Origin of the sequence: Variovorax paradoxus, assembly GCF_000834655.1 — a bacterium.
GTDB classification, from domain to species: domain Bacteria; phylum Pseudomonadota; class Gammaproteobacteria; order Burkholderiales; family Burkholderiaceae_C; genus Variovorax; species Variovorax paradoxus_F.
In genome coordinates, this window is the sequence record NZ_JXQQ01000035.1 from 21,417 (window position 1) to 45,882 (window position 24,466).

Sequence of the window (24,466 nt, forward strand, 5' to 3'; positions counted from 1 at the left end):
GATTGAGCGGGCACCTCCATGGCCCGGCTGCTCGACTGCTTCTCGTCCTTCCTCTCGTTCGGCCTCGCGCTGGACGCCTCCCTCGCGGCCGGCCGGCCGGCCATTGCGCATGATGCGGCGCAGCAACAGGCGCGCCGGCTGCTCGACGCGGCGCGCGCCCGGGCCGAGGCGTCGGGCACGCCCGCTGTGCAGGTCGAATCGGCGGTGTTCGCGATGGTGGCCTGGATCGACGAGATCCTGGCGCGCCACCCCGGCGCAGACGCCGGCGCCGCGCCGCTGCAGGTGCAGCTGTTCAACTCCAACAACGCGCACAGCGAGTTCTTCCACCACCTGTCGGCGCTGGGCGCGCAGGACGACGAGGTGCGCGAGGTCTACTGGCACGCGCTGGCGCACGGCTTCAAGGGCCAGTACTACTTCGAGGACGGCGACCAGGGCGAGCTGGGCAAGCTCAAGGAGCTGCACGGCCGCCAGCTTCGCCTGCGGCCGCTCGCGCTGGGCAGCCTCGTGCAGGACCACATCACGCCCCAGCCCTACGGCGTTGCCGACCCGCGCGGACCCAACGACACGCAGCGGCGCGACCGGGCACTGCTGCGCGCGAGCGCGGCGCTGGCCCTGCTCTTGCCCCTGCTCTACCTCTTGTGGTTCATGACCTCCGGGCCGGCGACCACCCAGACCGCGCTGGCCCAGCGCATCGACCAGCACCTGCAGACCTATGCCTGCGCCGACCTCTCGACTTCCGTCGGCAAGGACGGCCACACGCAGGTGAGCGGCTTCGTCTCGCTGCCCGAGGACGTGCCGCGCGTGGCGCGCGAAGTGAGCACCATGCCGGGCGTGATCGCGCCGCGCTTCGACGTGGGCCTGCGCGTGTGGCCGCACTGCGAGGTGTTCGCCATCCTCAAGCCCTACCAGGCGCGCAACCAGGAGAAGCACTACGGGCTGGACATCTACGCCCCCACGGCCCGCAACCGCCAGCTGCGCGAAGGCGACAACGTGCGCGTGCAGGTCGTGGCGCCCCGGCACGACAGCTACATCTGGGTCGACTACTACACCGCCGACGGCTCGGTCATGCACCTGAACGCCGGGCAGGCGCCCACGCCGCTGCAGGCCGGCGCCACGCTGGAGGTGGGCCGCGACATTCCGTCGAGCTGGCTCGTGAGCCCCCCCTTCGGCAGCGTGCTGATCACCGTGCTCTCGGCGCCGACGCCCTTCACCGAGACCTCGGACCGCCCGCCGTTCGAGCTCGCCTCGGCCTACCTGCTGCGGCTGCGCGAGGCGCTCGCGGCCAGCAAGAACAGCGACCGGCTGATCGCCGATTTCGTGTTCCTCGAAACGGTGTCGCGATGACCGCGTTGCTCTCGCCCACCCACTTCTTCTGGGCGCTGCTCGCGCTGTGCCTCCTGGGCTTCGTGCTGCTGTACGCGATGGTGCACGACGCGGGCCGCAGCGCCCGGCGGCGCGGATTGCTCCGGCGCATCGAGACGCTCGATGCGCCGGTGGACGACGCCGCCGTCGGTGCGCTGCGCGAATCGATGGCGCAGGCGCGCCAGGCGCTGCGGCAGGCGCCGCGGCCCTTGCGGTCGTCGCACGGGCGTGCAGCGCCTGTGCCATGGTTCCTGTTCCTCGGCGACGCGGCGGCCGACCTGCCCGGGCTCCTGTCCACCGCGCAGGGCGAGCGCCTCGCCCAACCCCGCACGCAGACCGACGCCATCGACGCGAACTGCTGGCGCTGGTGGCTGACCGGCGCGCTGGCGGCCATCGAGATCCACCCCGTCGCGGTCGGCGACGCGTCCCACGCGCCGCGCACGCGCGCCCTGTGGCTGCAGGCGTTGCTTGCGCTGGCCGAGCGGCGCGACCGGCTGCCGCTCAACGGCGTGGTGATGTGCGTCTCCGCGAGCGAGTTGCTGCAGGCGGATGCCGAAGAGCTGCGGCCCCTTGCCGCGCGCATGCGCCGGCTGCTCGACGAAGCCGGCGACACCCTGCGGCTGCAGCTGCCCGTGTACCTCGTCATCACCGGCCTGGAGCACCTGACGGGCTATGCCACGCTGCGCGGCGCACTGCCGCCCGAGGTGCTGGCGCAGGCGCTGGGCCATCGCGTGCCGGACCCGTTCGCCGCGCCCGGCGCACCGGCCGGCGAGCGGCTCGACGCACTGTTCGATCCGATCGCCACGCAGTTGCAGGGCCTGCGCATGGCGCTGCTGCGCGAACAGCCCGGCGCCGCGGCGCGCCTCGCGATCCATGGATTCGTGGAAGCGGTGCTGGAGTTGCAGCCCGCATTGCGCGAGGTGGCCGAGGTGCTGTTCGAGGGCCACGGCAAGGGCTCGCGTGCGCCGCGCTGGCGCGGTCTCTACTTCACGGCCGCCGCATCGGATGCGAGCGGCGGGGCCTTCGTGACCGATCTCTTCGAGCGCTTCCTGCCGGCCGACCAGCCCCTGGTGCGGCCGGGACGTCCGTCGCCGAACACCGCGACGGGCGCACCATGAAGCGCGGTGCGCCGGCCCTACTTGCCTTCGATGCGGATCTGCCGCGCGCCGAAATTGACTGTGAGCACCTGCGCCTGCCCCGGCGTGACCGGACGCACTTCGCGCCAGCGCGCGCGGTCGAGGTCGCGGAATGCGGCCATCACGGCGATGGCCTTGGCATCGGCCGGCAGCGTGAGGTCGAGCTTCTTGCTTTCGCCGGGACGCAGCAGCATTTCTTCGCGCTGCACGAGCTCGGCGCCGAGCGTGGCCTGGTCTTTCTCGAACAGCGAGAAGAAGTCGGCGCCCTCGAAGGGTCCGGGCGACTTGAGCGCATACACGCGCACGGTGAGGGGCGATGCACGGCCGCGCGCGTCGGGGTTGGCATCGGCGCCGGCCACGAGCGTGAGGCTCACCGGCGTGACCACCGGCTTGCTCGCGCAACCCGCGAGGGCGAGGCCCGCAACAGCGAGCCCGAGGCCCATCGCACGGCGCCGCGATGCCGCAGCGAAGAAGCCTTCATAGGACGAATGGTGTGTACCCAGCGTGCGCATGCTATTCCCTTCGTTGCATTGACCGGTCCTGACGCATCTTTGATTATCACCAGCGAACTCGAACAGGCAACATGCTGACTCACGAACTTGTAGAAGCACTGCTCACGCCGATAGGCGAGGCATCGCCGTGCGGGGACGATCTGGAGTACGACGCGGACTTCACCGCGCTCACCACGTCCGCGCAGGGCAAGCCCGAGCAACAGTTCGGCGACACCGTCATCCCGGCGGTGGAGCCGGAGTGGCGCGAGGTGGCCGAGCAGTCCGATGCGCTCCTGCGCCGCAGCAAGGACGTGCGTCCCGCGGTGCTGCTGCTGCGCGCATCGACGCGCCTGCAGGGCATCACCGGCTTCGTCGCCGGCCTGGAACTGCTCACCGGCCTGCTCGACCGGTTCTGGGAAGGCATACATCCAAAGCTCGATGCCGACGACGACAACGACCCGACCATGCGCCTGAACGCGCTGGCACCGCTGGGCGACGAGACGATGGTGCTGCGCGATCTCTACGACGCGCAGGTGGGCGTGGCGCCCGGCGTGGGCGCGATCCGCGTGCGCGACATCGCGGTGGCCAACAACGCATTGAACGCGGTGGGCGGCGAAGCCACCTATTCGCCGGCGCAGATCCAGGGCGGCCTGGAGGCCCTGCATGCCGAGCGGCCCGAGCTGATACAGGCCGCGATCGGCGTGCTCGGCCTGGTCGAGAAGCTGCAGGCCTTGCTGGTCGAGCGCACCGGCCGCTCCGACGTGATCGACCTGGCCCCGCTGCGCGGCATCGGCCGCGTGCTGCAGAAAGCCTGCAGCGCCGCCATCGGCGCGCCCGAGGAAGCCGCCGAGGCCGAGAGCGCGGAAGGCAACAGCGCACAGGCCGGCGGCGCACCGCGCGCGGCCGCCGCGCGCGGCGAGATCCAGAGCCGCCAGGACGCACTGCAGATGCTGGACCGCGTGATCCGTTTCCTCGAACAGACCGAGCCCGGCAACCCGGCGCCGCTCCTGATCGACCGCGCCAAGAAGCTCATCGGCGTGAGCTTCCTCGAGATCATGGCCAACCTCGCGCCCGGCGCGCTGGACACCATCGAGACCGTGACGGGCAAGCGCTCGTCCGAATAGCCGCGCCCCTTTTTTCCTGTTGATCCAACCGCCCCATTCACCCCCGCAAGGAGCTTCGCCATGGCCAAGAGCAGTCAGAAATTCATCGCCCGCAACCGGGCGCCCCGCGTGCAGATCGAATACGACGTCGAACTCTACGGCGCCGAGAAGAAGATCCAGCTGCCCTTCGTGATGGGCGTGCTGGCCGACCTCTCGGGCAAGCCGGTCGATCCGCTCGCGCCCGTGGCCGACCGCAAGTTCCTGGAGATCGACGTGGACAACTTCGACTCGCGCATGAAGGCCATGAAGCCGCGCGCCGCGTTCGCCGTGGAGAACTCGCTCACTGGCGAGGGCGAACTGAAGGTGGAACTCACCTTCGAGAACATGGAAGACTTTTCGCCCGCCGCCGTCGCCAAGAAGGTCGGCGCGCTCAACAAGCTGCTGGAAGCGCGCACGCAGCTGTCCAACCTGGTGACCTACATGGACGGCAAGAACGGCGCCGAGGAACTGCTGGCCAAGGTGCTGGAAGACCCGGCCCTCCTGCAGTCTCTGGCCTCCACCGCCAAGCCCGACGACGGCAGCAAGCCGGCCGCCTGAACATCCACAGCCCCAACGCCTGACACACCGGTACACGAGGAGAAACCACCATGGCCGAAGCACTCGAGCAGAGCGCACTCAAGGACGTTGCCTATGCGGGCAGCGACTTTTCGTCGCTCCTTCAGAAGGAATTCAAGCCGCGCAGCGACGAAGCCAAGAGCGCCGTCGAAGCCGCCGTGCTCACGCTCGCGCAGCAGGCGCTGAGCAACAGCACGGTCATCGGCAAGGACGTGACCAAGTCGATCCAGGCCATGATCGCCGCGATCGACGCCAAGCTGACCGACCAAGTCAACAAGATCATCCACCACCCCGACTACCAGAAGTTGGAGAGTGCATGGCGCGGCCTGCACTACATGGTGAACAACACCGAGACCGACGAGCACCTGAAGATCCGGGTGATGGACATCTCCAAGGTGGACCTGGCCAAGAGCCTGAAGAAATTCAAGGGCGCGGCCTGGGACCAGAGCCCGATGTTCAAGAAGATCTACGAACAGGAATACGGCCAGTTCGGCGGCGAGCCCTTCGGCGCGCTGGTGGGCGACTACCACTTCGACCAGAGCCCGCCCGACATCGAGCTGCTCGGTGAAATGTCCAAGATCGCGGCCTCGGCGCATGCCCCCTTCATCACCGGCGCGAGCCCCAACCTGATGCAGATGGAGTCGTGGCAGGAGCTCGCGAACCCGCGCGACCTCACCAAGATCTTCCTCACGCCCGAGTACGCCGGCTGGCGGTCGCTCCGCGACTCGGACGACGCCAAGTACCTGGGCCTGTGCATGCCGCGCTTTCTTGCGCGCACCCCCTACGGCGCCAACACCAACCCGGTGGAGGAGTTCGACTTCGAGGAAGACACCGCCGGCGCCGACCACAGCAAGTACGCCTGGGCCAACGCCGCCTATGCGATGGCGACCAACATCAATCGCTCGTACAAGCTCTACGGCTGGGGCTCGCGCATCCGCGGCATCGAGTCGGGCGGCGCGGTGGAGAACCTGCCGCTGCACACCTTCCCGAGCGACGACGGCGGCGTGGACCAGAAGTGCCCCACCGAAATCGCCATCAGCGACCGGCGCGAAGCCGAGCTCTCCAAGGCGGGCCTGCTCTCGCTCATCCACCGCAAGAACTCCGACTTCGCAGCCTTCATCGGCGCGCAGTCGCTGCACAAGCCCGCCGAATACGACGATCCGGACGCCACGGCCAACGCCAACCTGGCCGCGCGCCTGCCCTACCTCTTTGCCTGCAACCGCTTTGCGCACTACCTCAAGTGCATCGTGCGCGACAAGGTGGGCAGCTTCAAGGAGCGCGACGACATGCAGCGCTGGCTCAACAAATGGATCATGAACTACGTGGACGGGGACCCCGTCAACTCGTCGGAAGAGACCAAGGCGCGCAAGCCCCTGGCCGCCGCCGAGGTGGTGGTGGAAGAGGTCGAGGGCAACCCCGGCTACTACACCTCCAAGTTCTTCCTGCGCCCGCACTACCAGCTCGAAGGCCTCACGGTGTCGCTGCGGCTGGTGTCCAAGCTGCCCTCGGCCAAGGGCGGGAAGTAACGAAGGCATATGCCTTCGGAGGGCCTTTGAAAAAAGAGGCCCTTGCTCGTTCTCTCTACAGCTCCCGGGCACCAACGCTTAGGCACCGCACGGAAGCCCTTTTTCCCTGACTCACACACAACTGAAAGGTAAGCATCATGGCTGCAGACATGTTTTTGAAGCTCGAAGGCGTCGACGGCGAATCCAAGGACGATTCGCACAAGAAGGAAATCGACGTTCTCGCCTGGAGCTGGGGTGCCAGCCAGTCCGGCACCGGCCACGTGGGCGGCGGCTCGGGCGCCGGCAAGGTGAGCGTGCAGGACGTCTCGATCACCAAGTACGTCGACTCCGCCTCGCACCTGCTGCTTCTGGATTGCTGCAATGGCCAGCACATCAAGAAGGGCACGCTGGTGGTGCGCAAGGCCGGCGCGACGCCGCTCGAATACATCAAGCTCACGATGGAAGACATCCTGGTGAGCAACATCCACACCGGTGGCAGCGGCGGCGAAGACCGCCTGACCGAGACCGTGACGCTGAACTTCTCCAAGTTCAAGTACGAATACACGCCGCAGAAGGCCGACGGTTCCGGCGACGGCACCAAGGAAACCGGCTGGGACATCGCTGCCAACAAGAAGGTCTGACGCGCTTCTCCGGCTGGCCTGAAAGCGGCCGGAGGCCGCTTCACCCCTTCGCCGGAGACACGCGATGGCAACACTCAACGCCAAGGCCCTCCAATGGGCCAGCGCCCAGGTCGGCAAGCAGATCGGCGCAGGCGAATGCTGGGACCTGGCCAACAAGGCTTTGCTGCAAGCCGGCGCCGGCACCTCCTCGGACTTCGGACCGATGGGCGCCGACGACGACTACATCTGGGGCGACGAAGTCGCGCTCAAGGATGCGCTGCCGGGCGACATCCTGCAGTACCGCGACTACGAGATGACCACGACCACCACGACCGACGTCACCTTCGCGGACGACTCGGGCTGGGTCGACGACCCCTCGGTGTCGGTGGGCCACCCGCACCACACCTCCATCCTGTCGAAGAACCCGGGTACCGGCGCCATCACGGTGCTGGAGCAGAACTACCGGGGCAACAAGGAGGCGGTGCGCTCCAGCACGATCCGCTGGAAGGGCAGCTCGACATCGACCACCACCCGCAAGCAGATGAAGCGGCAGGACAACGGAAAGATGGAGTCGGCCCTCGTGGTGGTCACGGTGGACATCACCGTGACCGGCACGCTCAAGGCCTACCGGCCGAAGAAGCCCTGACAGGCGGGGCACCAGAGCGATCCGAGAGCGATCCGGGACCGATCCGAAAGCAACCCGAGAGGAATGCGAGATGGGCAAGTGGAACAACGACGACTATCACCCGTATGCGGATGAGTGCTACCCGTTGAGCAAGCACTACGGCGGCCCCGGCGCCGCCGGCCTCATGAAGAAGACGGCCATCAAGGGGCTGATCGTCCACATCACCGACGGCAACAGCCTCCTGAGCTCGCTCAAGACCACCTGGGAGAACCGCGCGGCCTCGGCCCACTTCGCGGTGGACAAGGGCGGCACCATCGCGCAGTACATCCCGCTGTCGCAGCGCTCCTGGGCGGTGGACGGCTGGAAGGTGGACAACCTCTGGTACAGCGTGGAGAACGTCGCGGTGCACGGCGAGACCCTCACCGACATGCAAATCCGCATGAACGGCTACCTGCTCGCCTGGCTCAACGGCGAATACGGCGTGCCGCTGAAACTGGCGACCACGCCGGACGACAGCGGCCTGTCGTACCACGCGATGTTCACCAAATCGAAGCCCTGCCCGGGCAAGCCGGTGATCGCCCAGCTGCAGGACATCGTCGACTCGGCGGCGGGACTGATGGGCTAGGGGCCTGCAAGGCCCCGGCCGTTCTTCTCCTCGCCCCTTATTCCGCAGGCTTTTCGGGCGTTGCCGGCGGCTCCTCGATCGGCGCCGGCATCGTGACCTCTTCCACCGCGGGCATCAGCCGCGTGGCGTCGTCCGCGTCGTCGGGCATCACCCACAGCGTGAGCGCGGTGTAGTTGTCGTGGCCCGGCTTGGCGCGCGACTTGATCTGCGTGTCCAGCTGCTCCGTCCATTGGCTGGGCGTGCGCGAGGCATGCAGCGTGTCGACCAGGCACTCGTCGCCCAAGGGCTCCCACACGCCATCGCTGCACAGCAGCAGCACGTCGCCCGCGACCAGGCGCATGCGGTCCGACACCGCGATGTCGGGCGCCTCCTCGATCGAGCCGAGCGCCGACAGGAGCATGTTGCGCTGCGGATGCAGGCGCGCGCCCTCCTCGTCGAGCATGCCGCCCGCGACCATCTGCTGCACCAGGCTGTGGTCGGTGGTGCGCGCCACGATGGCGCCGCCGCGAAAGAGGTAGGCGCGGCTGTCGCCGCTGTGCACCCAGGCGAGCGCCTGGTTCTCCAGGTCGATGGCCGCGAAGACCACCGTGGAGCGCATGCCCGCGAGCTTGCCGCCCTCGGCCTGGCGCGCGACCACGTCGCGGTTGGCCTGCTCGACCAGCGTGCGCAGTGTGAACTCGTCCAGCCCCGGCGCCGCCGAGAAGCCGCCCAGCATGCTGCTGCGCGCCGTGGCCGCGGCCACATCGCCGCCGCCATGGCCGCCCGCGCCGTCGGCCACCAGGCAGGCGACGTAGCGCTCGTCGTGCCAGTGGCCGTGGACGTCCTCGTTGTAGGTGCGGCCGCCCTGTCGGGACAACGTGACGATTTCGATTTCCAAGCGGGGTGCCTCGCGATTGCTGGTGTTGTTGTGGTGGCTTCGACCGAGGTCGTCGTTGTGCTGCGCCTGCTTTTCTTCTTCACTGCCCGTCGGACTTCAGGCGCGCCATCTGCTCTTCGTAGGCCTCCAGGAAAGCCTTGCCGAAGAGGTTGTGGAAATCGTCTTCCGCCTCGCTCGCGATGCCGCCGTAGAGCGCCACGAACTGGTCCCAGAGCTTGGCCTTGCGGTTGGCCGCGAAGATGGCGTCGAGCGCGGACTTCGCGCTGATCTTCTTCTCGAGCTCTTCGGGCTCGAAGCGCGCGATGACATGCGCGAGCGCTGCGCGCATGCCCACCATCACGCCGAACTGGTGGGCGCGCAGGTCGTTGAAGGCATCGCGCATGGCGGCTTCCGGCGGCATGAAGCCGCGTACGCCGGGCCCGAGCAGGTGCGCGAGCGCCACCTCCACCGTGGGCGAGAACTTCAACGGGTTGTTCGCCTGCGCCGCGATCATCGTGACCTCGGCGCGCACCTCGCGCTTGAACTCCTGGCGCGTGAGCAGCAGTTGCAGCGTGCCCTCGGTGGCGCTGCGCAGCATCGAGCCGATGCGCTCCATGAGGCCGGGCGTGAGCATCTCGGGCGGCTGGTGCGTGCTGGCCAGGCCGCGCAGGAACGCGGCGAGCAGCTCGTCGTCGGAGGCCGTGCGCTCGGCGCGGGGCGCGGCCGGTGCCGACGCGCGCTGGACCGGTGGCGCAGGCGGCGGCGGCAGGGGCGGCAGCGACTCCAGCGGCCGGCTCCCAGGCTCGGGGCCGCTGATGCGGATCGGCTGGCCCGTGATGTCGTCGAACTGCGGCAGCACCTCCGCGGACGCGGCAGATACCGGGGGGGGCGAAGGTTGCGGAGGCGGTGGAGGCGGTGGCGTCACCGCCTTCGGCGGCGTGAAGCCGAACTGGTCGATCGGCAGGTGGTCTGAGCGCGGCGTCGGCGTGGTCGGCGCCGCGCTCTGCAATGCGGCGAGCGGGTCCGCGGACGACGCCGTGTTCGGTTGCAGCAGCGGATCGGCCAGCGGCGACAGCGCAAGCGGATCGCCGCCGATGCCGCCACCGCCGCCCATGCCGCCGAACAACTCGTCGATGCCCGATGCCTTGCCGTGCGCGGGCGGCGCGCCCAGGTCGGAGAAATCGTCGAGCGCGCCCAGGCCCGCGGCCGGCGCCGAGCTCGGCGAGGGCCCGAGCAGGTTGGCGAACGGATCGACCTGCGCGGCCTGCGCGTTGCGCGAGCCCGTCTCCATCGGGTCGGGAAACAGCAGCGAATCGGCGCTGGCGGGCGCGGGCGCCCTGGCGGCGCCGGACGAAGCGGGCGCGGGTGCCGGCGGCGAGCCGAGGCCCGCGAGCAGATCGGCAAACGGATCGTCGCTCGTGCTCGCGGCTGGCGCAGCGGCGCCCACCGGCGCCGACATGATGGTGTTGGGAATCGCCAGCGACGGCGGTGCCGCAGCGGCCGTCATGCGCACGCTGAGCTCGAAGCTGCCGACGACCAGTCGCGCACCATCGGTGAGCGGCGCTTCCTTGCCCGAGCCCAGCGACACGCCGTTGCACTGCATCGGATTGCTGCCCCGGTCGATCACGAAGTACTGCCCGTCGCGGCACAGCACCTGCGCATGCACGCGCGAGACGGTGCGGTCGGGGTCGTCGAGCACCAGCGTGTTGGTGTCGGCCCGGCCGATGGTGCCCCCGTTGGGCCCAAAATCGGCCGCGATGGACTGCCCCGCCGGAGCGCCTTGCCGGGTGATGACAGCGATATGGATCATGAAACGGCCCCCGAGGCTCTAGGCCCTTCTATGCCCGAACACACCCGCACGCACGCGGGCGCGTACGGGCGAAAAAACTCAGAAGGAGTATTCATTCCGTGGGGCACGTTGGCAATCTCGCCTTAAGAGGTATGCCATTGCAGCCAGGCGGCGACGGCGGTGAAGATGAGGGCGATGAGGAGCCAGGTGCGCACGGCGGCATCGCGCACCGAGCCACCCCTCGCGCAGCGCAGTCCCGCCGCGAGCAGGAAGGCCACGGCCAATGCGGCGAGGATGTATTTCGCGGGCATTCGTGATGTTCATTCGTCCGGCCATTGCTCGAGCCAGCGCTGCTGGCGCCAGGCTGGCGCGCTCGTCGGAAAGAGCTTGCTGCCGGGGCGCAGCAGGCAGAGGTATTCCGCCGCTGCCATGCGCTGGCGCTGGCAGCCATGCCTAAGCACGCCCACGCAATGCGCCCACGACGGCACAGCGCCCATGAAGTAGCGCTCGCCCGGCGCAAAGCCGTGCCCGTTGGCGGCCCACCAACCGCCGATCCGCGCGGGGTCGGGCCAGGGCAGTCCGTCATCCTCGTCCATGGCGACGTCCTCGCCTTCCGGCGCATCGCCGGGGCCGGACTCGATGTTTTCGGGCGGCTTGCGTTCCAGGTCTAGCCAGGCCAGGTCCAGGCCGGTGATGGTGCTGAACGCCTCACCCGCAAGGCGCGAGAGCGCCGGGTCTTCCATCTGCGCGATGAGCCAGGGCACCAGCCGCGTGTCGCCCACCGTGCCCGCGCTGCGCACGGCGTCCCGCACGTGGGCGGGCTTGTCGAGCATCTCCGCCAGCAGCGGCGCTGCTTGCGCCGGCGTCGCGAGCTTGAAAAGCAGCGACAGCGCGAGCCGGCCGTGCGAAGTGCCGGGCAGCAGCGTTGCGTCGTGCAGCGCGTGGATGGGCTTGTGGCGTTCGCCCAGCAGCACGGCCGAGCGCGCGGCCCAGAAGCGGCAGCCGGCGTCTTCGTCTTCCAGCGCACCGATGCACGCGGCCGCGAGATCGCGCCTTGCGCACTCGCCCGCGGCGCGCAGCGCCTGCGCGCGCAGCACCACGTCGGCATGGGCGACCGCGGCGTTCAGCGCCTCGCCGGGGTCGACCATGTGGAAGTCGCAGGCGGCGATGGCGACGGCGCGGCGAAACGCGTGGGGCGAATCGAGCATGTCCTTGGCGATGCCGCGCAGCGACTCGCCCGACGCCCAGCCGCCGGCCAGCGCGACCGCATCGCGCACTTCAGGCAGCAGCTCGGCAATGGCCAGCAGGCGTTCGAGCCGAGGCAGGTCGTGGTTTTCCAGTGCCAGCACGATGGCCGCGAACACCTCGCCACGTCCGGCGCTGGCGAGCGCCTCGTCGCACGCCCTGCTGCCCGCATCGCGCGCCACAGCCAGGCCGTCGAGGTGCGCGGCCAGCCGGTCGTCCAGGCGCCGCAAGTGATGCAGCTTCGTGTGCCCGGACGCGGCAAGAAAGAAGCGCTGGTTGCACAGCAGCGCTGCCTCCTCCGCGTGGCGCTGCACGACGAGCGCCACCGGCGCGGCCGCGCTGCGTGCGATGGTGGCGGCGGTCATGCGGAACGCCCGCTCAGTCGTACTTGCGCCACACGGTGCCGTCGAACGACGCCACGTCGGATTTCCCGACGGACCAGAGCACGCCCTGTGCCGTGCTGAGGCTGTAGCCGGTGACCGGCCCCATCGCACCGTAGTCCACCGGCACGAGGCGGTTCGCGTCCAGTGTGTAGAGGCCCGACGTGGTCGCCACGTACAGCCTGTCCTGGAACCAGCACAAGTCCCACAGGTCGGCGGTGACTTCGTCTTCCCAGTCCACCGGCGTCCATGCATCGCCGCGTCCGCTCAGGAGCACGCCGCCCTGCCCCGCGGCATACACGAGGCCATTGCCCGCGCAGCAGACGGCCGTGAGGATGACGTTGGTGGGGCTGCCGCACTGCGTCCACGCCGCGCCATCGTGGCGCCAGATCTCCCCGGCCCAGCCGACGGCGTAGATCTCGTTGTCGGCATAGCCGTCGATCGCCTCGAAGCCGAACACCTCGGTCTGCGCGGCGCGCGGCGCGCTCATGTCGATCCACTGGCGCTCGCCGATGCGCTTGAAGACCTGCCGCTTGCTGCCGCACGCGTGGACGTGCCCCCCGATCTCGCGGGCGTTGCGGATCATCACGGGCTGCGGCGCGATCGTCTCGTCTTCGCGCCGGCCGCCCACGTAGGTGGCGACGTCGCCGTCCTCGCCGATGAGCACCACCTTCTCCGTCGGCAGCTTCGCCACGGCAACGGCTGTCGCATTCCAGGTGGTGTTGAAGGCGTCGCCCCAGTTGCCCTTGTAGAGCCCCACCAGGCTCACATGCGCGATGTCCTGCTCCAGCAGCGTCTTCATCTGGCTGATGACGTACACCAGGTCTGCAAGGCGTGCGGCGCCCCGCACGAACTCACGCTTGATCGATACCCTCTCGGCCATGGCGGCTCCTTGTGTTCACGGCAGCGGCGCGCCCAGCGAGCCGGCCGTCTTGTTGATGGTGTCCTGCAGCGACGAATAGTGTTCGATGTCAGTCTTGCCGGTCGATGAATGCTTCACGTCCTTGCTCGTATCGCCCAGCCCCTTGTGCCCTTCCTTCAACTGGGCCTCGATGCATTTCTGGTCGCAGTGCGGCGCCACGGCCTTCGCGCCCGCGGCGCAGTGCGTCACCTCCTCGTCGAAAGGCCGGTGGGTGCCGTGCGGCACGCTCGAGGTCGTCTTGTGGTGCGTGTGCCGCAGTCCGTGCGTTCCCGAGCAACTGCCGCCTTCCGTGCACATGCAGGGCGCGTCCTCCATGCGGTATTTCTTCCAGCCAGTCATGGGGCTGCCGCCATAGCTGTCCTTGAAGAACGAACTCTTCGGAACGATGTGGTCGCCGGTCTGCGCGGGACAGCAGCCCTTGATGCCGTCTTCCACCTTGGGCGAGGCCTGGTAAGGCACGAGGCGGCAGCGCCGCGCGGCGGCGCACTCGTTCTCGCTCGCACGCTTCGCAGCGCCGGGCAAATCGCCCTTGATCGAGCCGAAATCGCCGCCAAGGCCGGTCTCGGCGCAGACATCCTTGCCGTCCTTCTTGGCCGGCTTGTATTCGGCGCAGGCGCGCTCCTCGCGCGCCTTGTCGCCGTCGCACGCAGTCTTGTCGATGTTGCCGTCGGCCATCGAATCGACGAACGGCCAGGGAATGGATTCGTTGGCCGTCGGACTGCCGTGGTTGTTGGTGGTCTTGTCCAGGTGGCGCACCGCGTTCTCGCCTTCGAACTTCACGTCCATCGACCAGTCGATGAAGTACACCTTGCCCTTGTTCTTGCTGGAGATCACGCCCTTCTTGGCCGCGCTGCCCGCCTCGTCGCCCGAAGAAGTCTTGAAGTACGACTTGTTCTTCAACATGATTTCCTGGCCCGAGATCTGCACGCTGCGGCTGCCGTCGGTGGTGTCCGATGCGAGCCCCGTGTTCGGGTAGGGCACGGGCACGCCCGGCGGCGTCGCGGGGTTCTCGGGCGGCGTCATGCAAACGTCGGGCGTGGCGCAGATGGTCTTGCCCGCGCCGGCCTTGCATGCCACTTCCCTGCCGTTCGCGAAGACCTGGTTGGCCATGCTCAGTCCCCCGTGAAATGCCAGGAGAAGATCATCGACGCGCGCTTTCCGTCGTCATTGCCCAAATGCAGCAGCACGTTGTTTCCCCGCGCATAGGCTTTCTCGAAGGCCGCCTTGAGCACGGCGATCATCGCGAGCCCCACGGGCGCGCCCACCTCGCCGATGCAATCGGCCGGATGCCACACGTCGAACTCGGTGCGCTTGGTGCGGTCGATGCGGCCGAACGCGAGCGTGGCCTCCTTGAACACGTACTGCCCGCCGGACGCATCGATGATCTTGAAGTCCAGGATGCTCTCGCCGCAGCCGGCCTCCTGCAGCGACTGCTTGATGGCCGAGGTCAGCCCGTCGGCGCGCAACGGCTCTTCCGAATCGATGTGGGCCTTCTCGACCGCAAAGCCGATGCCGCGACACACCAACTGCCCCCAAGCCTGCGCGCGCAGCGGCTCCACGAGCAGCGCGGCCGCGCCCTCGCCGGGAATGAAGCCGTCGGAGTTCGCGCTTGTCAGCAGCCGGTCGCGCGCTTCGCAGTCGGCCAGCGCCGCGCCGTCGAGCAGGCTGTCGCTCGCCGCCACCACGACCTGCGAGGCGAGCGACGCATCCACGAGCTGGCGCGCGCGGTACAGCGCCACCGCGCCCGACACGTGGCCCTGCGCGATGACAGCGGACTGCGGGTGAAAGTCGAAGCCCAACTCACGTTGCAAGGCTTCGAGAAGCCGTGCATCGTTCCGCACGATGCGCCCCGGCCGGTCGGCTTCGGCAAGGCACAGCAACAGCGGCGTCGCCTCGCAGGCTGCCTGGTCGAAGCCTTCCAGGCACTCGCCGATCGCGCGCGCGGCCATCGCCAGCAGCTTCTTCTCGCCGCGCCACGGTGCATGGAGCGCGACCTCGCAGCCCATGATCCATTCGCCATTGCGGTCCCGGAACGCGGTCTGCTGAAAATTGTCGATGGCGCCCCGGATCGCGGCACAGCTCGTCGCTGCGTCGAGCCCGACGCCCGTCACCATGCCGGTGCGGCTCACTACCAGGGGCGTCGCGCTCATGCGGCCTCCTGCGACGTTGCGCGTTGGCCGCGCACCAGATCGCCCAGCGACGGGTGGTAGGTCTTGCCGAGGGCGCGGGCCCGCCACCAGCCGCGCGACTTGGTGCCCGCCAGGATGCTGGAGATCTCGAACATGTTCTTTCGCAGCGGCACGGTGCTGCGCCAGGCGAGCGTCATGAACCCCTGGTCCGCGTGGATGGCGATCGTGTCGAGCACCGCGCGCGTTTCCTCGTGCCCGCCCTTGCGGTGGAAGAAGGTGACCGGCACCTCGCGCGACGGCAGGTGGAAGCGCGTGTGCCCCTCGGGCGTCAGGTTGGCCAGGGCCATTTCCTCGCCGCCGGATGGATAGGCGATCTGCTGGTCGGCGGGTGCCGCCTGGTAGTAGTCGTCGCGGAAGTCGGCCGGCAGGAACGGGAAGGTGTTGTCAATCCAGTCCTGGTCGTAGGTGCCCGCATGGGGCAGACGGCCCGACCAGCCCCTGCCGAGCGGCCCGAGTGCCATCGGCGCGAAGGCGCCATCGGGCGCATCGACGGGGTGGTCGAGCGCCTCGGTGTTCGGCAAGGGCGCGCCGTCCACCAAGCGCGCCTGCAGATTGCGGTGCCAGCCGAGCCCGACAGGATTGGCCATGTAGGCGGCGTGCCGGGCCGGGTCTTCGTGGCGCTCGTCCACGCCGCCGAACGCCACGTCATAGGTGATGGCCTTCGTGACGAAAGGCAGCGGCAGCGAGGCCCGGCAACCCGAGAGCCCCGCCTCCCAGTGCCGGTCGCCGACGACGGAGAACACCTTCTTCCAGTGCCCGAGCCGCACGCCCACCGCCACGTGCTGCGCGGGTTCGCCGTGCGGCGCGTGCGCGCTGCCCGACACCAGCACGTCGCAGCGCAGCTTCCGCGGTGCGAAATCGACCTCTTCCGCCGGCGCCGAATACCCCGGCGCACCGGTGAAGGTGTCGGCCGTGATCAGCGGGCGCTGCTCTGCAAGAAGCTCTGCCGCGCCGCCATCCTGGGGAATCGCGAACGTGCCCTTCACCACCACGACCAGCAGCTCGCGCCCCGAGGGCTCGACACCCATGGTGTAGCCGACGGTCATGCCGGTGGCGTTCACGATCTCCATGGCCGGGCTCCGTCCGTTCAGTCGTTCAGTTGATCTGCACCGCCCCGCCCTTGACCCGGTTCACGCCCGTGGACCGGCTCAGCACGTAGCTGCCCTGGATAAGTACTTTGCCGGCGCGCGTGAGCGTGATGCTTGCCTTGCCGCAACGCAGCACCAGTTGCTCGCGCGCGCTCACGAGCATGCGCTGGCCGTCGGCGTCGACCTCGACCTGCGCCGGCTTCTCGGCTAGCGGCCAACACTCGTTGCCGCGAAGCACGCCCATCACGATCGGGCGCGCCGCATCGGCCTCCTCGAACATCAGCACCACCGCCGCGCCGATGTGCGCGCCGTGCAGGTCGACCACGCTGCGCGCACGCACGGCCGCGATGCCCGGCTGGCCCGGGAACATCACGAGCGGCGTTCGCCCCTCGTCGGCGATGGCAACCAGCTCGCCGGTGACCACGCCGCCATATGGCGAGGTGGGCAGGGTGGCCAGGGCTTGCTGCATCCCGCTCTCGATCAGGTCTCTGCCGCTCATGGTGTGTGCTCCGTGGATGGTGTTCAGTTCTGCAGGATCTTCGAGCCCTTCATCACGATGTCGCTGCTCGCCTTCGCATTGATCTTTCCCGAGGCGTCGATCGTGATGTCCTTGCCCTTGATGACGATGGTCCCGTCCTTCTTCATCGTGATGCTCGCGCTGCCGGTGGTAATCGAGATCGAGTCGCCCGCGCTGATGACCAGGTTCTTGCCGACGGTGAGCGAGTCGTCCTTGCCCACGCTGGTGGTGCGCCCCTGGCCCACGGTGCGCGATTCGTTCTTGCCCACGGTGGTGGAGAGGTCCGCCCCCACATCCACCGACCGATTCGCCCCGATGCTGCTCGACTGGTTCGCCCCCACGCTGATCGTCTGGCTCGCCCCCACCGTCACCGCCTGCATCGCGCCCACCGTGATTTCCTGCGCGGCGCCCACGGTGATGGTCTCGTTGATGCCCACCGTGTGCGTGCGCTGCAGCGCCACCGTCGCCGTCTCGCTCGCGCCCACGGTGATCGAGCGGTTCTGTCCGATGGAGATCGTCTCGTTCAGGTCCACCGTTTCCGTGCGGTTCATGTGGACCGTGATGGTCTCGTTCTTGTCCACGGTTTCCGTGCGCTGGCCGTGCACGGTGATCGTCTCGTTGTTGTCCACCGTCTCGGTGCGGTCGTGCTTGACGTGCGTGGTCTCGTCGTGGTCGATGGTCTTGGTGCGGTCGTGGCCGACCCAGTGAGTCTCGTCGTTCTCGACCTCGATGTCCTGGTTCTTCTCGGCGTGCAGGTACACCTGCTCGGAGCCTTTCTTGTCCTCGAAGCGGAACTCGTTGCAGTTCGACGCGCTGCCCTTGGGCGTGGAGCGCGTGCGAAAGCCGCTCTGCGTGTGCGAGCCGAACGGAATGGGCTGGTCGTCGTTGTAGACGCGGCCCACGATGATCGGCCGGTCGGGGTCGCCGTTCAAAAAGTCGACGATCACCTCCTGCCCGATGCGCGGAATGAAATACCCGCCCCACCCCTTGCCTGCCCATGGCTGCGACACGCGCACCCAGCAGGTCGATTTCTCGTCGCTCTTGTCGTAGCGGTCCCAGTGAAAGTGCACCTTCACGCGGCCGAAGTCGTCGGCATGGATTTCCTCGCCGGCCGGCCCCACCACGATGGCCGACTGCGGCCCCGGCATCACCACGCGCGGCGTGAGCCGCGGCGGGCGGAACGGCACGTCGATCGGCAGCGCGGTGATGAGGAAGGCGCTGGTGCCCTGCGGGTCGGTACGCAGCGCGGGCGCGCTGGCGATCAGCGCCTCGAGCGCCGGCCGCGCCTCGGCATTGACCGCATCGTCGGCGAGCGCTTCGCGCAGCGCCCGCTCGATCGGCATGCGCGGCGCGCCGTGGGGAATGCTCTCGTAGCCGGGGTGGCTCGCCACGAAGGTGCAGGCCGCGATGATGTAGTCGCCGTCGCGCGCGCCGTCGGGGTCGCCCTCGAAGCTGAAGCTGCGCCCGGCCGTCACGTCGGGCCAGGTGGTGAGCGCCCAATGGCGCTGGCGTCGCGCGACGATCTCTTCGCCGCGCAGCTTGCCCTTGTCGTCCGCGTCGCCGCCCGAGAAGTAGCCGCCCGCGAACTCGAAGGCCTCGAACTCGGCCAGCTCGTGCTTGTCGGGCGCGCCGCCCGCGGCCTCCAGCTTCTTCTTGATCGACTTGAAGTTGCTGTCCTGCGACGCGTAGGTGCCGGTGTCGAACTGGCGCGCGCTCACCCAGCGCGAGATCTCGTTGTGGCGCGCCTCGGTGGTGTCGCCCGCCACGTGGCGCAAGGTGCCTTCCACCGGAAGCTTGTCGTGCGCCATGTCGCTCGCGTCCGACAGGTGCATGGTGCCGGGCGCGTCGTGCGCGTCGAACCAGTAATAGATACCTTCGTCTTCCAGGAGGCGCGATAGGAACTGGTAGTCGCTCTCCTGGTGCTGCACGCAATAGCGCCGCGGGTTGTGGGTGCCGATGACGTTGCCGGTCTTGGTCTTCTTGAAGCGCTTGATGGGGCTGTCCTCGAACACCGCGTCGAGCACTTCGAGCACCTTCTTGTCCTGCAGGATGCGCGAGTTGATGCGCTTGCTGAGCAGCCAGAACCACGAGCGCAGCCCGATGCGGTATTCGAAGTGGCGCCCCACATGCCCCGTGCGCTCGAAGCGCACCGCATGGCCCTGGCAGTGGCGCTCATGCACGCCGCCGTCCTTGTCCTGGAACTCGATGACCACGTCGAACGCACGGCCCAGGATGTCCTTGGCGTCGAGCGCGCGGTTCTTCGAGAGCACGGTGAGCTCGTAGGTGGACGCGCGCGCGAGCGCCTCGTGGCCGACGATGCGCCAGAACATCAGTTCGCCGTTGGCGGGCGAATCGCTTTCGATCCGGAATTCGTGATCAGCCATTCGTGGCCCTCTCCCCTTCCGCGGCGCCGCGGCGCCATCACTTGCCGATGTTTCTCTATGGCGCCAGCAGCAGAACGAGCGGTTGGCTCGGCACCGTGCGCACGCCCGGGCAGTTGGTGCTGTTCTGCAGCGAGACGCTGGTGAGCCGCGTGGCGGGCATGCCGTTCCACAGGACCGTGAAGGCGCCGGTGAGATGACGGCTCGGCCCCATCACGGTGCCCGACGCCACACCCATCAGGACGCCGGAGTTGTCGCCGTTGGTCATCGGGATCGTGGTGCCCAGGTTATGCGCCGGCGCGCCCATGACCAGGATCGTGGGGCAGTTCGGAATCGCCATCGGTCCCATCGCAATGTTCGGGTAAGGCACCGGAATGGGCGACGGCGCGGCGGGCGTGATGCAGACATCGGGAAACCCCATGTCCGTGCCCATCAGCTGGCAGTTGGCAAACATGCAGTGCTCCGCTTTCCTGTACTTTTCTTCAGCCGAAATGGATCTGCGCGCCGCGCGCCTTGATGAGCTCGCGGCCGTTCACCAGCGTGTGCTCGCCTTCTAGTCGCAGCAACTGCTGGGCCTCGCACTCGACGTGCGTGGCCGCCACGCGGTCGATGCCGTCGGTGGTGCGCAGGTAGCTCTTGCTGAAGTGCTGCACCCGGTCCATCACCGACGACAGCATCGATCCCACCAGCTTCATGCGAGTGGCGATCACGCCGAGCTCGCGCCCGACGATGTCCGCGGTGTCGGTGGCCACACGCGCCGTCTGCGTGGCGATGTCGAGCGCGTCCGACTTGAGGCCCACGCGCGCGGCTTCCAGTTCGAGCGCGCCGTCCTTCACGGCAATGCGCATGTGGCCCGGGCAGCTCACGACGTTGGGCGTGCCTTCCTCGCGTTGCAGCACCGCCATGATCCAGACCTCGTCGGGTGCGATGCGCAGGCACGCCACGCTGTCGCCGGCCGCTGGCTCCAGCAGGCAGCTGGCGGCACGCACGGCATGCAGGCGCAAGCCGCCACTGGTCACGACGGCTTCGCCCGATGCGCCGGCTCCCAGCACGCCCACGCACCATTCGCCGGCGATCGCCTTGGCGGCGGGGTGCTTGCGGGCCTGCGCGAGGCCGGGTTTCTTCATCGTTGCATTCATGGTGTGTTCCCTGGTTCGTTCGTTCATTCGATCGTTCGTCGCGGTCAAGCCACCAGCGGTTGCCAGCGTTCGGCCTCCATCAGATCGGGGTCGGATTCGATGGCGCGCGCACGGTCGCTCATCTGCGCGTTCTCGGTGGCGGCGCCATGCAGCACGGCGCGCAGCATCGTGGCGCGGCGCAGGTCGGCCGCGGTGAGCTCGGCGTGCCGGAAGTCGGCATACGTCAACTCGGCGCCGCTGAAGTCGGCCCCCTGCAGCTTCGCGCCCGCAAAGTGCGTCTGGTAGAGGTCGCAGCCCGCAAAACGGGCCTTGGGCAGCGCAGCGCCCGTGAAGATCGCCTGCCGCAGGCGCGCACCCGAAAAATCGACGCCCTCGCCCGTGGCCTCGCAAAAGATGGTCAAGGGCGCGACGGCCTGGGTGAACTTCGCGCCATCCAGCTTGGCGCCCTGGAAGCTGCATTGCTGCAGCGTGATGCCGCTGAAGTCGGCACCGCTCAAGTCGGCCGACGAGAACTGGCTACCGTCCAGCGTCATGCCGGCGAACGACATCCCCTTGAGCGACGTCTTGAAGAACACGTTGCGCTGCATGCGCGCGCCGGTCCACGTCAGGTGGGACAGGTCGCACTCGTTGACGGTGGTGTACTGCCAGCTGGTGTCGTCGGCGCACACGTCGAGCAGCACCGACTGGCTGATCACTGCGGCATCGAGCTGCGCGCCGCGCAACACGGCATGGTCGAGCTTGCACCGTGCCACCGTGGCCATCGTCATCGCCGACTGCCCCATCTGCGCATGCGTCAGGTCGCATTCCGTGAACACGGCGCCGTGCAGGTTGGCATTGCGCAAGTCCACATGGTCGAGCTTGCAACGGTTGAAGACGGCTTTGCGCAGGTTGGCACCCGATGCGATGGCACCGCGCAGATCGCACTGGTCGAACACGGTTTCGCGCAGATCGGCGCCACGGAAATCGGCCTCGCCGAAATCGATGTGCGAGAAGATGCCACCGCCCAGCGACAGCCCGGCATAGCGCCCCTTGCGCAGCGTGAGCCCCTCCAGCGCCTCGCCGATGCTCACCGCAAGGGTCAACAGATTCGGGCTCATGCCGCCGCCTGCTGTTCTGGCGTGAGCCGCGGCCAAGTGCGCGCCCTTTTGAGCAAGGCGCCGTCGAAACTGGTCGAGCCGTCCAGCCGCACCCGGCCGAGATCGGCGCCGAAGAGGTTGCTGCGCCGCAGGTCCGCACCCCGCAGGTCCGCCGACTGGAAGATCGCATCGCTGAAGTCCGCGCCCGACAGCAAGGCGCTGGTGCACACGGCCTTGCGCATCAGTGCGCCCTTGGCGCTCGCCAGGCGCAGGTCGGCCCCTTCGAGCCGTGCCTCGCAAAGATTGGCGCCGTCGAGCACCGCGCGAACCAGCTTGGCGCCGCGCAGGTCCGAAGCGCCGAAGTTGAACCTGCGCAGGTCGGCCTGGCTCATGTCCGCCCCGGCCAGACTGGAGCCCTTGACGGCCACGGTGCCGGCGCACTGCGCCGCCATCATCCTGGCGCCGTCGAGCTTGCTGGTGACGAAGGTCGCGTTCTCGATCTTCGCGCCATGCATGTCCACGCCCGTGAGGTCCGACTCGATGAAGTTGCAGACCGACAGGTTCGCTTCCGGCCAGCGCATGCCCTTCATGTCCAGCTTGTAGAACACCTGGCCGCTCAGGTCCGCGCCGGCCCAGTCGGCCTCGCCCCAGGTGGTGTTCAGCAGGTTGGCCTTGGCGAAGTTGGCACGCCGCATCTGCGTGCCGGCGAATGCGCAGTGCATCAGCATTGCCCCGGAAAAGTCGGCGTCGTCGAAAACACCCCGGGTCAGCACGGCCTTGCCCAGATTGGCCTTGCCGAAACGGGCGCCGATCGCGATGACGCCTTCGAGCCTGGCATGCGCCAGCACGGCACCCGCGAAGTTGGCGCCCGAGAGGTTGGCGTTGCGCAGGTCGGCGCTTTCGAGCCAGGCGCCCTCGAAGTTCACCTCCCGCAGATCGAGGCCGGAGAAATCGGCGCCGGTGAAATCGATGCCTGCGAAGAACTTGATGCCGGCCGCCACCGCGCGCGCCATTTCGTCACGCAGCTTCGCGGCCTCGTCCGCCGGCATGGCAAAAGCGCGCGGCTGCATGTGGGCGGACTGCAGATAGCCCGCGCGGTGCGCGTCCTCGATCTGGCACAGCTTCGGAAAGAGCGGCGCCAGGTCAAGGGGCCGCGTGCCCATGGCCACCTGCGCGCGCATCTGGGCCATGTGCTTGTCGGGGTCGTACCTGGGCGGGCCGCGATGCGGCAGCCTGGCAATGTCGATCTTCTGCTCCTGCGACATCGCCAGCGCGCGCTCGACCGCGGTGACCGCGTCTTCGACCGCTGCCCACTGCTGCGCCTCGATCTCCTTCATCTTCTTCTCGAGGTAGGGCGGCAACTCGTCGCCGACCGGAACCTTCTCGCGCGGCGGCATGCGAATGCCCAGCGCGTCCGGGTCCTTGCCCATGGCAACGGCCTTCTCGCGTGCGAGCGCAACGTCCGTCTCGGCACGGCGATACTGGGCTTCGCCTTGCAGGCCTTGCGTGCCGAAGGGCGCCTTGGCGGCCTCCACGTCGGGGTCCAGGGTGCTCACGCCCTCGGGCAGCAGGTCGCTGTCGATGATGGCGTAGATCGGCCCCATCTTCGGATCGCTGCGCTTGGCGGCGGCGTCCAGGTAGTGCGCATCGGAGCGAACCTCGCCAACGCGCTCGACGGCACCCATGAGGCTGACCACATCGGAGCCGTCGTCGGTGCCGACCTCGGCCAGCCCCTGAAAGATCGCGATGCACCGCTCGGCATGCGGAAAGAACCACACGGTGGTCAGCCTGAGCGGCACTTCGCGCACTTTGGGCTCACCGGCCACCATCTTGTAGCCGACGAACACGCGCGCCCGCATGCCGGGCAGGCGGCCTTCGATGAGGCGCTTCTCGGGGTGCATGTTCTCGAAGGAGAACGGCTCGTCGCCGACCAGCGGCGCCTCCATCCACTGGTCGGGCGGCGCCAGGTTGAAGTAGCGCCAGTCGGTGTCCGGTGCGAACCCCGGCGCATGCTGCTTGAGGTAGTCGGCATCGTAGGTGCCTCGGTACTGCACGCGCTGCGGATGCATCACGTCCAGCGCGCCCATCCCGGCCGGCGCAATGGCCTGGTCGGGCCGCAGGAGCCGGTCGTTCGGCAGTTCGATATTGGGCAGCCATGCCACGCCGTCCGACTTCTGCCGGCCGCGGCCACTGGTGTTCAGGGCAAAGTCCGGCCCGCCGTAGGCCCTGGACCAGTCCAACGGCATCTCCTGGAAAGGCTGCGCCGCGCTCGGGCGCGTGCCGTCCCAATAGCGTTCGCCCAATACCAGCAGGGTTTTTTCCAGTGCGCCGAAACGTGCCCGCACGGCGCAGCCGTTGGGCCTGTCAGGGGGCGCAAACGCCTTGCCGTGCACCAGGAACTCCGGCGTGAGCTTGGCCACGCCCTCGTCGATGAGCGGCTGGGCCATTTCCTTGCCGAGGAAGGACCACATCGACTGCTCGGCCCACAGCGTTCCGCGCGCGCCCTGCGCGAACGGCAGGTGCAGGCAGGCGCTGATGCTGAGACCGAAGCGCTTGCGGAACTCGATGGGGCGCGTCGAAAGGCCGAGCGCCTGGGGTTTGAGGACTTGCATGGTCGCGTCCGGGGCCTCTCTTCAGGGCACCCCGCCACTCGGCGGCACCCCTCCGTCCATCGGATCGGACGGCGGTGGCGGTGGCGGTGGCGGTGGCGGTGGCGGTGGCGGTGGCGGTGGTGGCGGCGGTGGCGGCGGCGGCGGCGGTGGCGGTGGCGGTGGCGGTGGCGGTGGCGGCGGCGGTGGCGGC

General features: G+C 68.5%; 23 protein-coding genes. 8 read left to right on the forward strand and 15 right to left on the reverse strand.

What is annotated here, in order from left to right; translation table 11 throughout:
- The first annotated feature begins 18 nt into the window (after positions 1-18).
- Complete coding sequence (locus tag RT97_RS16465; protein WP_042579872.1) at positions 19-1,344, forward strand: DotU family type IV/VI secretion system protein; 1,326 nt, start codon at positions 19-21, stop codon at positions 1,342-1,344.
- On the forward strand, positions 1,341-2,480 hold the full coding sequence (locus RT97_RS16470) for a type VI secretion system protein (RefSeq protein WP_042579873.1): 1,140 nt from the start codon (positions 1,341-1,343) through the stop codon (positions 2,478-2,480). Before RT97_RS16465 ends, RT97_RS16470 begins: the two co-directional genes overlap by 4 nt.
- 17 nt (positions 2,481-2,497) lie before the next feature.
- Here the strand turns inward: RT97_RS16470 and tssJ are convergent, their stop codons facing one another.
- Positions 2,498-3,010 carry a type VI secretion system lipoprotein TssJ gene (tssJ, locus tag RT97_RS16475; protein ID WP_042579874.1) on the reverse strand — a complete coding sequence of 171 codons (513 nt, stop codon included), beginning with the start codon at positions 3,008-3,010 and terminating at the stop codon, positions 2,498-2,500.
- 71 nt (positions 3,011-3,081) lie between these two features.
- Between tssJ and tssA the strand changes: the two genes are divergently transcribed.
- The 6 genes from tssA (at position 3,082) to RT97_RS16505 (ending at position 8,082) form a co-directional block, all read left to right on the forward strand.
- On the forward strand, positions 3,082-4,113 hold the full coding sequence (tssA, locus tag RT97_RS16480; protein WP_042579875.1) for a type VI secretion system protein TssA: 1,032 nt from the start codon (positions 3,082-3,084) through the stop codon (positions 4,111-4,113).
- 60 nt (positions 4,114-4,173) lie between these two features.
- Positions 4,174-4,689 (forward strand): type VI secretion system contractile sheath small subunit, encoded by a 516-nt coding sequence (tssB, locus tag RT97_RS16485; protein WP_042579876.1) that lies wholly within the window; start codon positions 4,174-4,176, stop codon positions 4,687-4,689.
- Between the two features lie 50 nt (positions 4,690-4,739).
- Positions 4,740-6,233 carry a type VI secretion system contractile sheath large subunit gene (gene tssC / locus RT97_RS16490; protein ID WP_042579877.1) on the forward strand — a complete coding sequence of 498 codons (1,494 nt, stop codon included), beginning with the start codon at positions 4,740-4,742 and terminating at the stop codon, positions 6,231-6,233.
- A gap of 137 nt (positions 6,234-6,370) precedes the next feature.
- Entirely contained in the window at positions 6,371-6,853 is a 483-nt protein-coding gene (locus tag RT97_RS16495) for an Hcp family type VI secretion system effector (RefSeq protein ID WP_042579878.1), read from the forward strand.
- A gap of 64 nt (positions 6,854-6,917) precedes the next feature.
- Entirely contained in the window at positions 6,918-7,478 is a 561-nt protein-coding gene (locus RT97_RS16500) for a hypothetical protein (protein WP_042579879.1), read from the forward strand.
- A gap of 70 nt (positions 7,479-7,548) precedes the next feature.
- The gene (locus RT97_RS16505) at positions 7,549-8,082 is read left to right on the forward strand and encodes a peptidoglycan recognition protein family protein (RefSeq protein ID WP_042579880.1); all 534 of its coding nucleotides are present in this window, start codon (positions 7,549-7,551) and stop codon (positions 8,080-8,082) included.
- A gap of 37 nt (positions 8,083-8,119) precedes the next feature.
- On the opposite strand, the gene RT97_RS16510 is transcribed toward RT97_RS16505, so the two are convergent.
- From RT97_RS16510 to RT97_RS16570, 14 genes are all read right to left on the reverse strand, one after another.
- Positions 8,120-8,959 carry a PP2C family protein-serine/threonine phosphatase gene (locus RT97_RS16510; RefSeq protein ID WP_042579881.1) on the reverse strand — a complete coding sequence of 280 codons (840 nt, stop codon included), beginning with the start codon at positions 8,957-8,959 and terminating at the stop codon, positions 8,120-8,122.
- Between the two features lie 79 nt (positions 8,960-9,038).
- The gene (gene tagH, locus RT97_RS16515; RefSeq protein WP_042579882.1) at positions 9,039-10,748 is read right to left on the reverse strand and encodes a type VI secretion system-associated FHA domain protein TagH; all 1,710 of its coding nucleotides are present in this window, start codon (positions 10,746-10,748) and stop codon (positions 9,039-9,041) included.
- Positions 10,749-10,870: 122 nt separating this feature from the next.
- Complete coding sequence (locus RT97_RS33455) at positions 10,871-11,038, reverse strand: hypothetical protein (protein WP_172672214.1); 168 nt, start codon at positions 11,036-11,038, stop codon at positions 10,871-10,873.
- Positions 11,039-11,047: 9 nt separating this feature from the next.
- Positions 11,048-12,337: a TIGR02270 family protein gene (locus RT97_RS16520; RefSeq protein ID WP_042579883.1), complete on the reverse strand. Its 1,290-nt coding sequence runs from the start codon at positions 12,335-12,337 to the stop codon at positions 11,048-11,050.
- Positions 12,338-12,350: 13 nt separating this feature from the next.
- Positions 12,351-13,235 carry a hypothetical protein gene (locus RT97_RS16525; RefSeq protein WP_253278247.1) on the reverse strand — a complete coding sequence of 295 codons (885 nt, stop codon included), beginning with the start codon at positions 13,233-13,235 and terminating at the stop codon, positions 12,351-12,353.
- 15 nt (positions 13,236-13,250) lie between these two features.
- The gene (locus RT97_RS16530; RefSeq protein WP_042579884.1) at positions 13,251-14,384 is read right to left on the reverse strand and encodes a PAAR-like domain-containing protein; all 1,134 of its coding nucleotides are present in this window, start codon (positions 14,382-14,384) and stop codon (positions 13,251-13,253) included.
- A gap of 2 nt (positions 14,385-14,386) precedes the next feature.
- Positions 14,387-15,424, reverse strand: a complete 1,038-nt coding sequence (locus RT97_RS16535) for a 3-oxoacyl-ACP synthase (protein WP_042579885.1) — start codon at positions 15,422-15,424, stop codon at positions 14,387-14,389.
- Complete coding sequence (locus RT97_RS16540) at positions 15,421-16,533, reverse strand: DUF2169 family type VI secretion system accessory protein (protein ID WP_042579886.1); 1,113 nt, start codon at positions 16,531-16,533, stop codon at positions 15,421-15,423. The genes RT97_RS16535 and RT97_RS16540 overlap by 4 nt, the downstream gene beginning before the upstream one ends.
- A 25-nt stretch (positions 16,534-16,558) precedes the next feature.
- Positions 16,559-17,050, reverse strand: coding sequence for a DUF6484 domain-containing protein (locus tag RT97_RS16545; RefSeq protein WP_042579887.1), 492 nt, complete (start codon positions 17,048-17,050; stop codon positions 16,559-16,561).
- 23 nt (positions 17,051-17,073) lie between these two features.
- The gene (locus RT97_RS16550) at positions 17,074-19,452 is read right to left on the reverse strand and encodes a type VI secretion system Vgr family protein (RefSeq protein ID WP_042579888.1); all 2,379 of its coding nucleotides are present in this window, start codon (positions 19,450-19,452) and stop codon (positions 17,074-17,076) included.
- A gap of 55 nt (positions 19,453-19,507) precedes the next feature.
- Positions 19,508-19,903, reverse strand: coding sequence for a DUF4150 domain-containing protein (locus tag RT97_RS16555; protein ID WP_042579889.1), 396 nt, complete (start codon positions 19,901-19,903; stop codon positions 19,508-19,510).
- A gap of 28 nt (positions 19,904-19,931) precedes the next feature.
- A complete protein-coding gene (locus RT97_RS16560) occupies positions 19,932-20,588 on the reverse strand; it encodes a DUF3540 domain-containing protein (RefSeq protein WP_253278248.1) in 657 nt (218 codons plus the stop codon).
- A 44-nt stretch (positions 20,589-20,632) separates the two neighbouring features.
- Complete coding sequence (locus tag RT97_RS16565) at positions 20,633-21,685, reverse strand: pentapeptide repeat-containing protein (protein WP_042579891.1); 1,053 nt, start codon at positions 21,683-21,685, stop codon at positions 20,633-20,635.
- The gene (locus RT97_RS16570; RefSeq protein WP_042579892.1) at positions 21,682-24,276 is read right to left on the reverse strand and encodes a DUF2169 family type VI secretion system accessory protein; all 2,595 of its coding nucleotides are present in this window, start codon (positions 24,274-24,276) and stop codon (positions 21,682-21,684) included. The genes RT97_RS16565 and RT97_RS16570 overlap by 4 nt, the downstream gene beginning before the upstream one ends.
- Between the last annotated feature and the right edge of the window lie 190 nt (positions 24,277-24,466).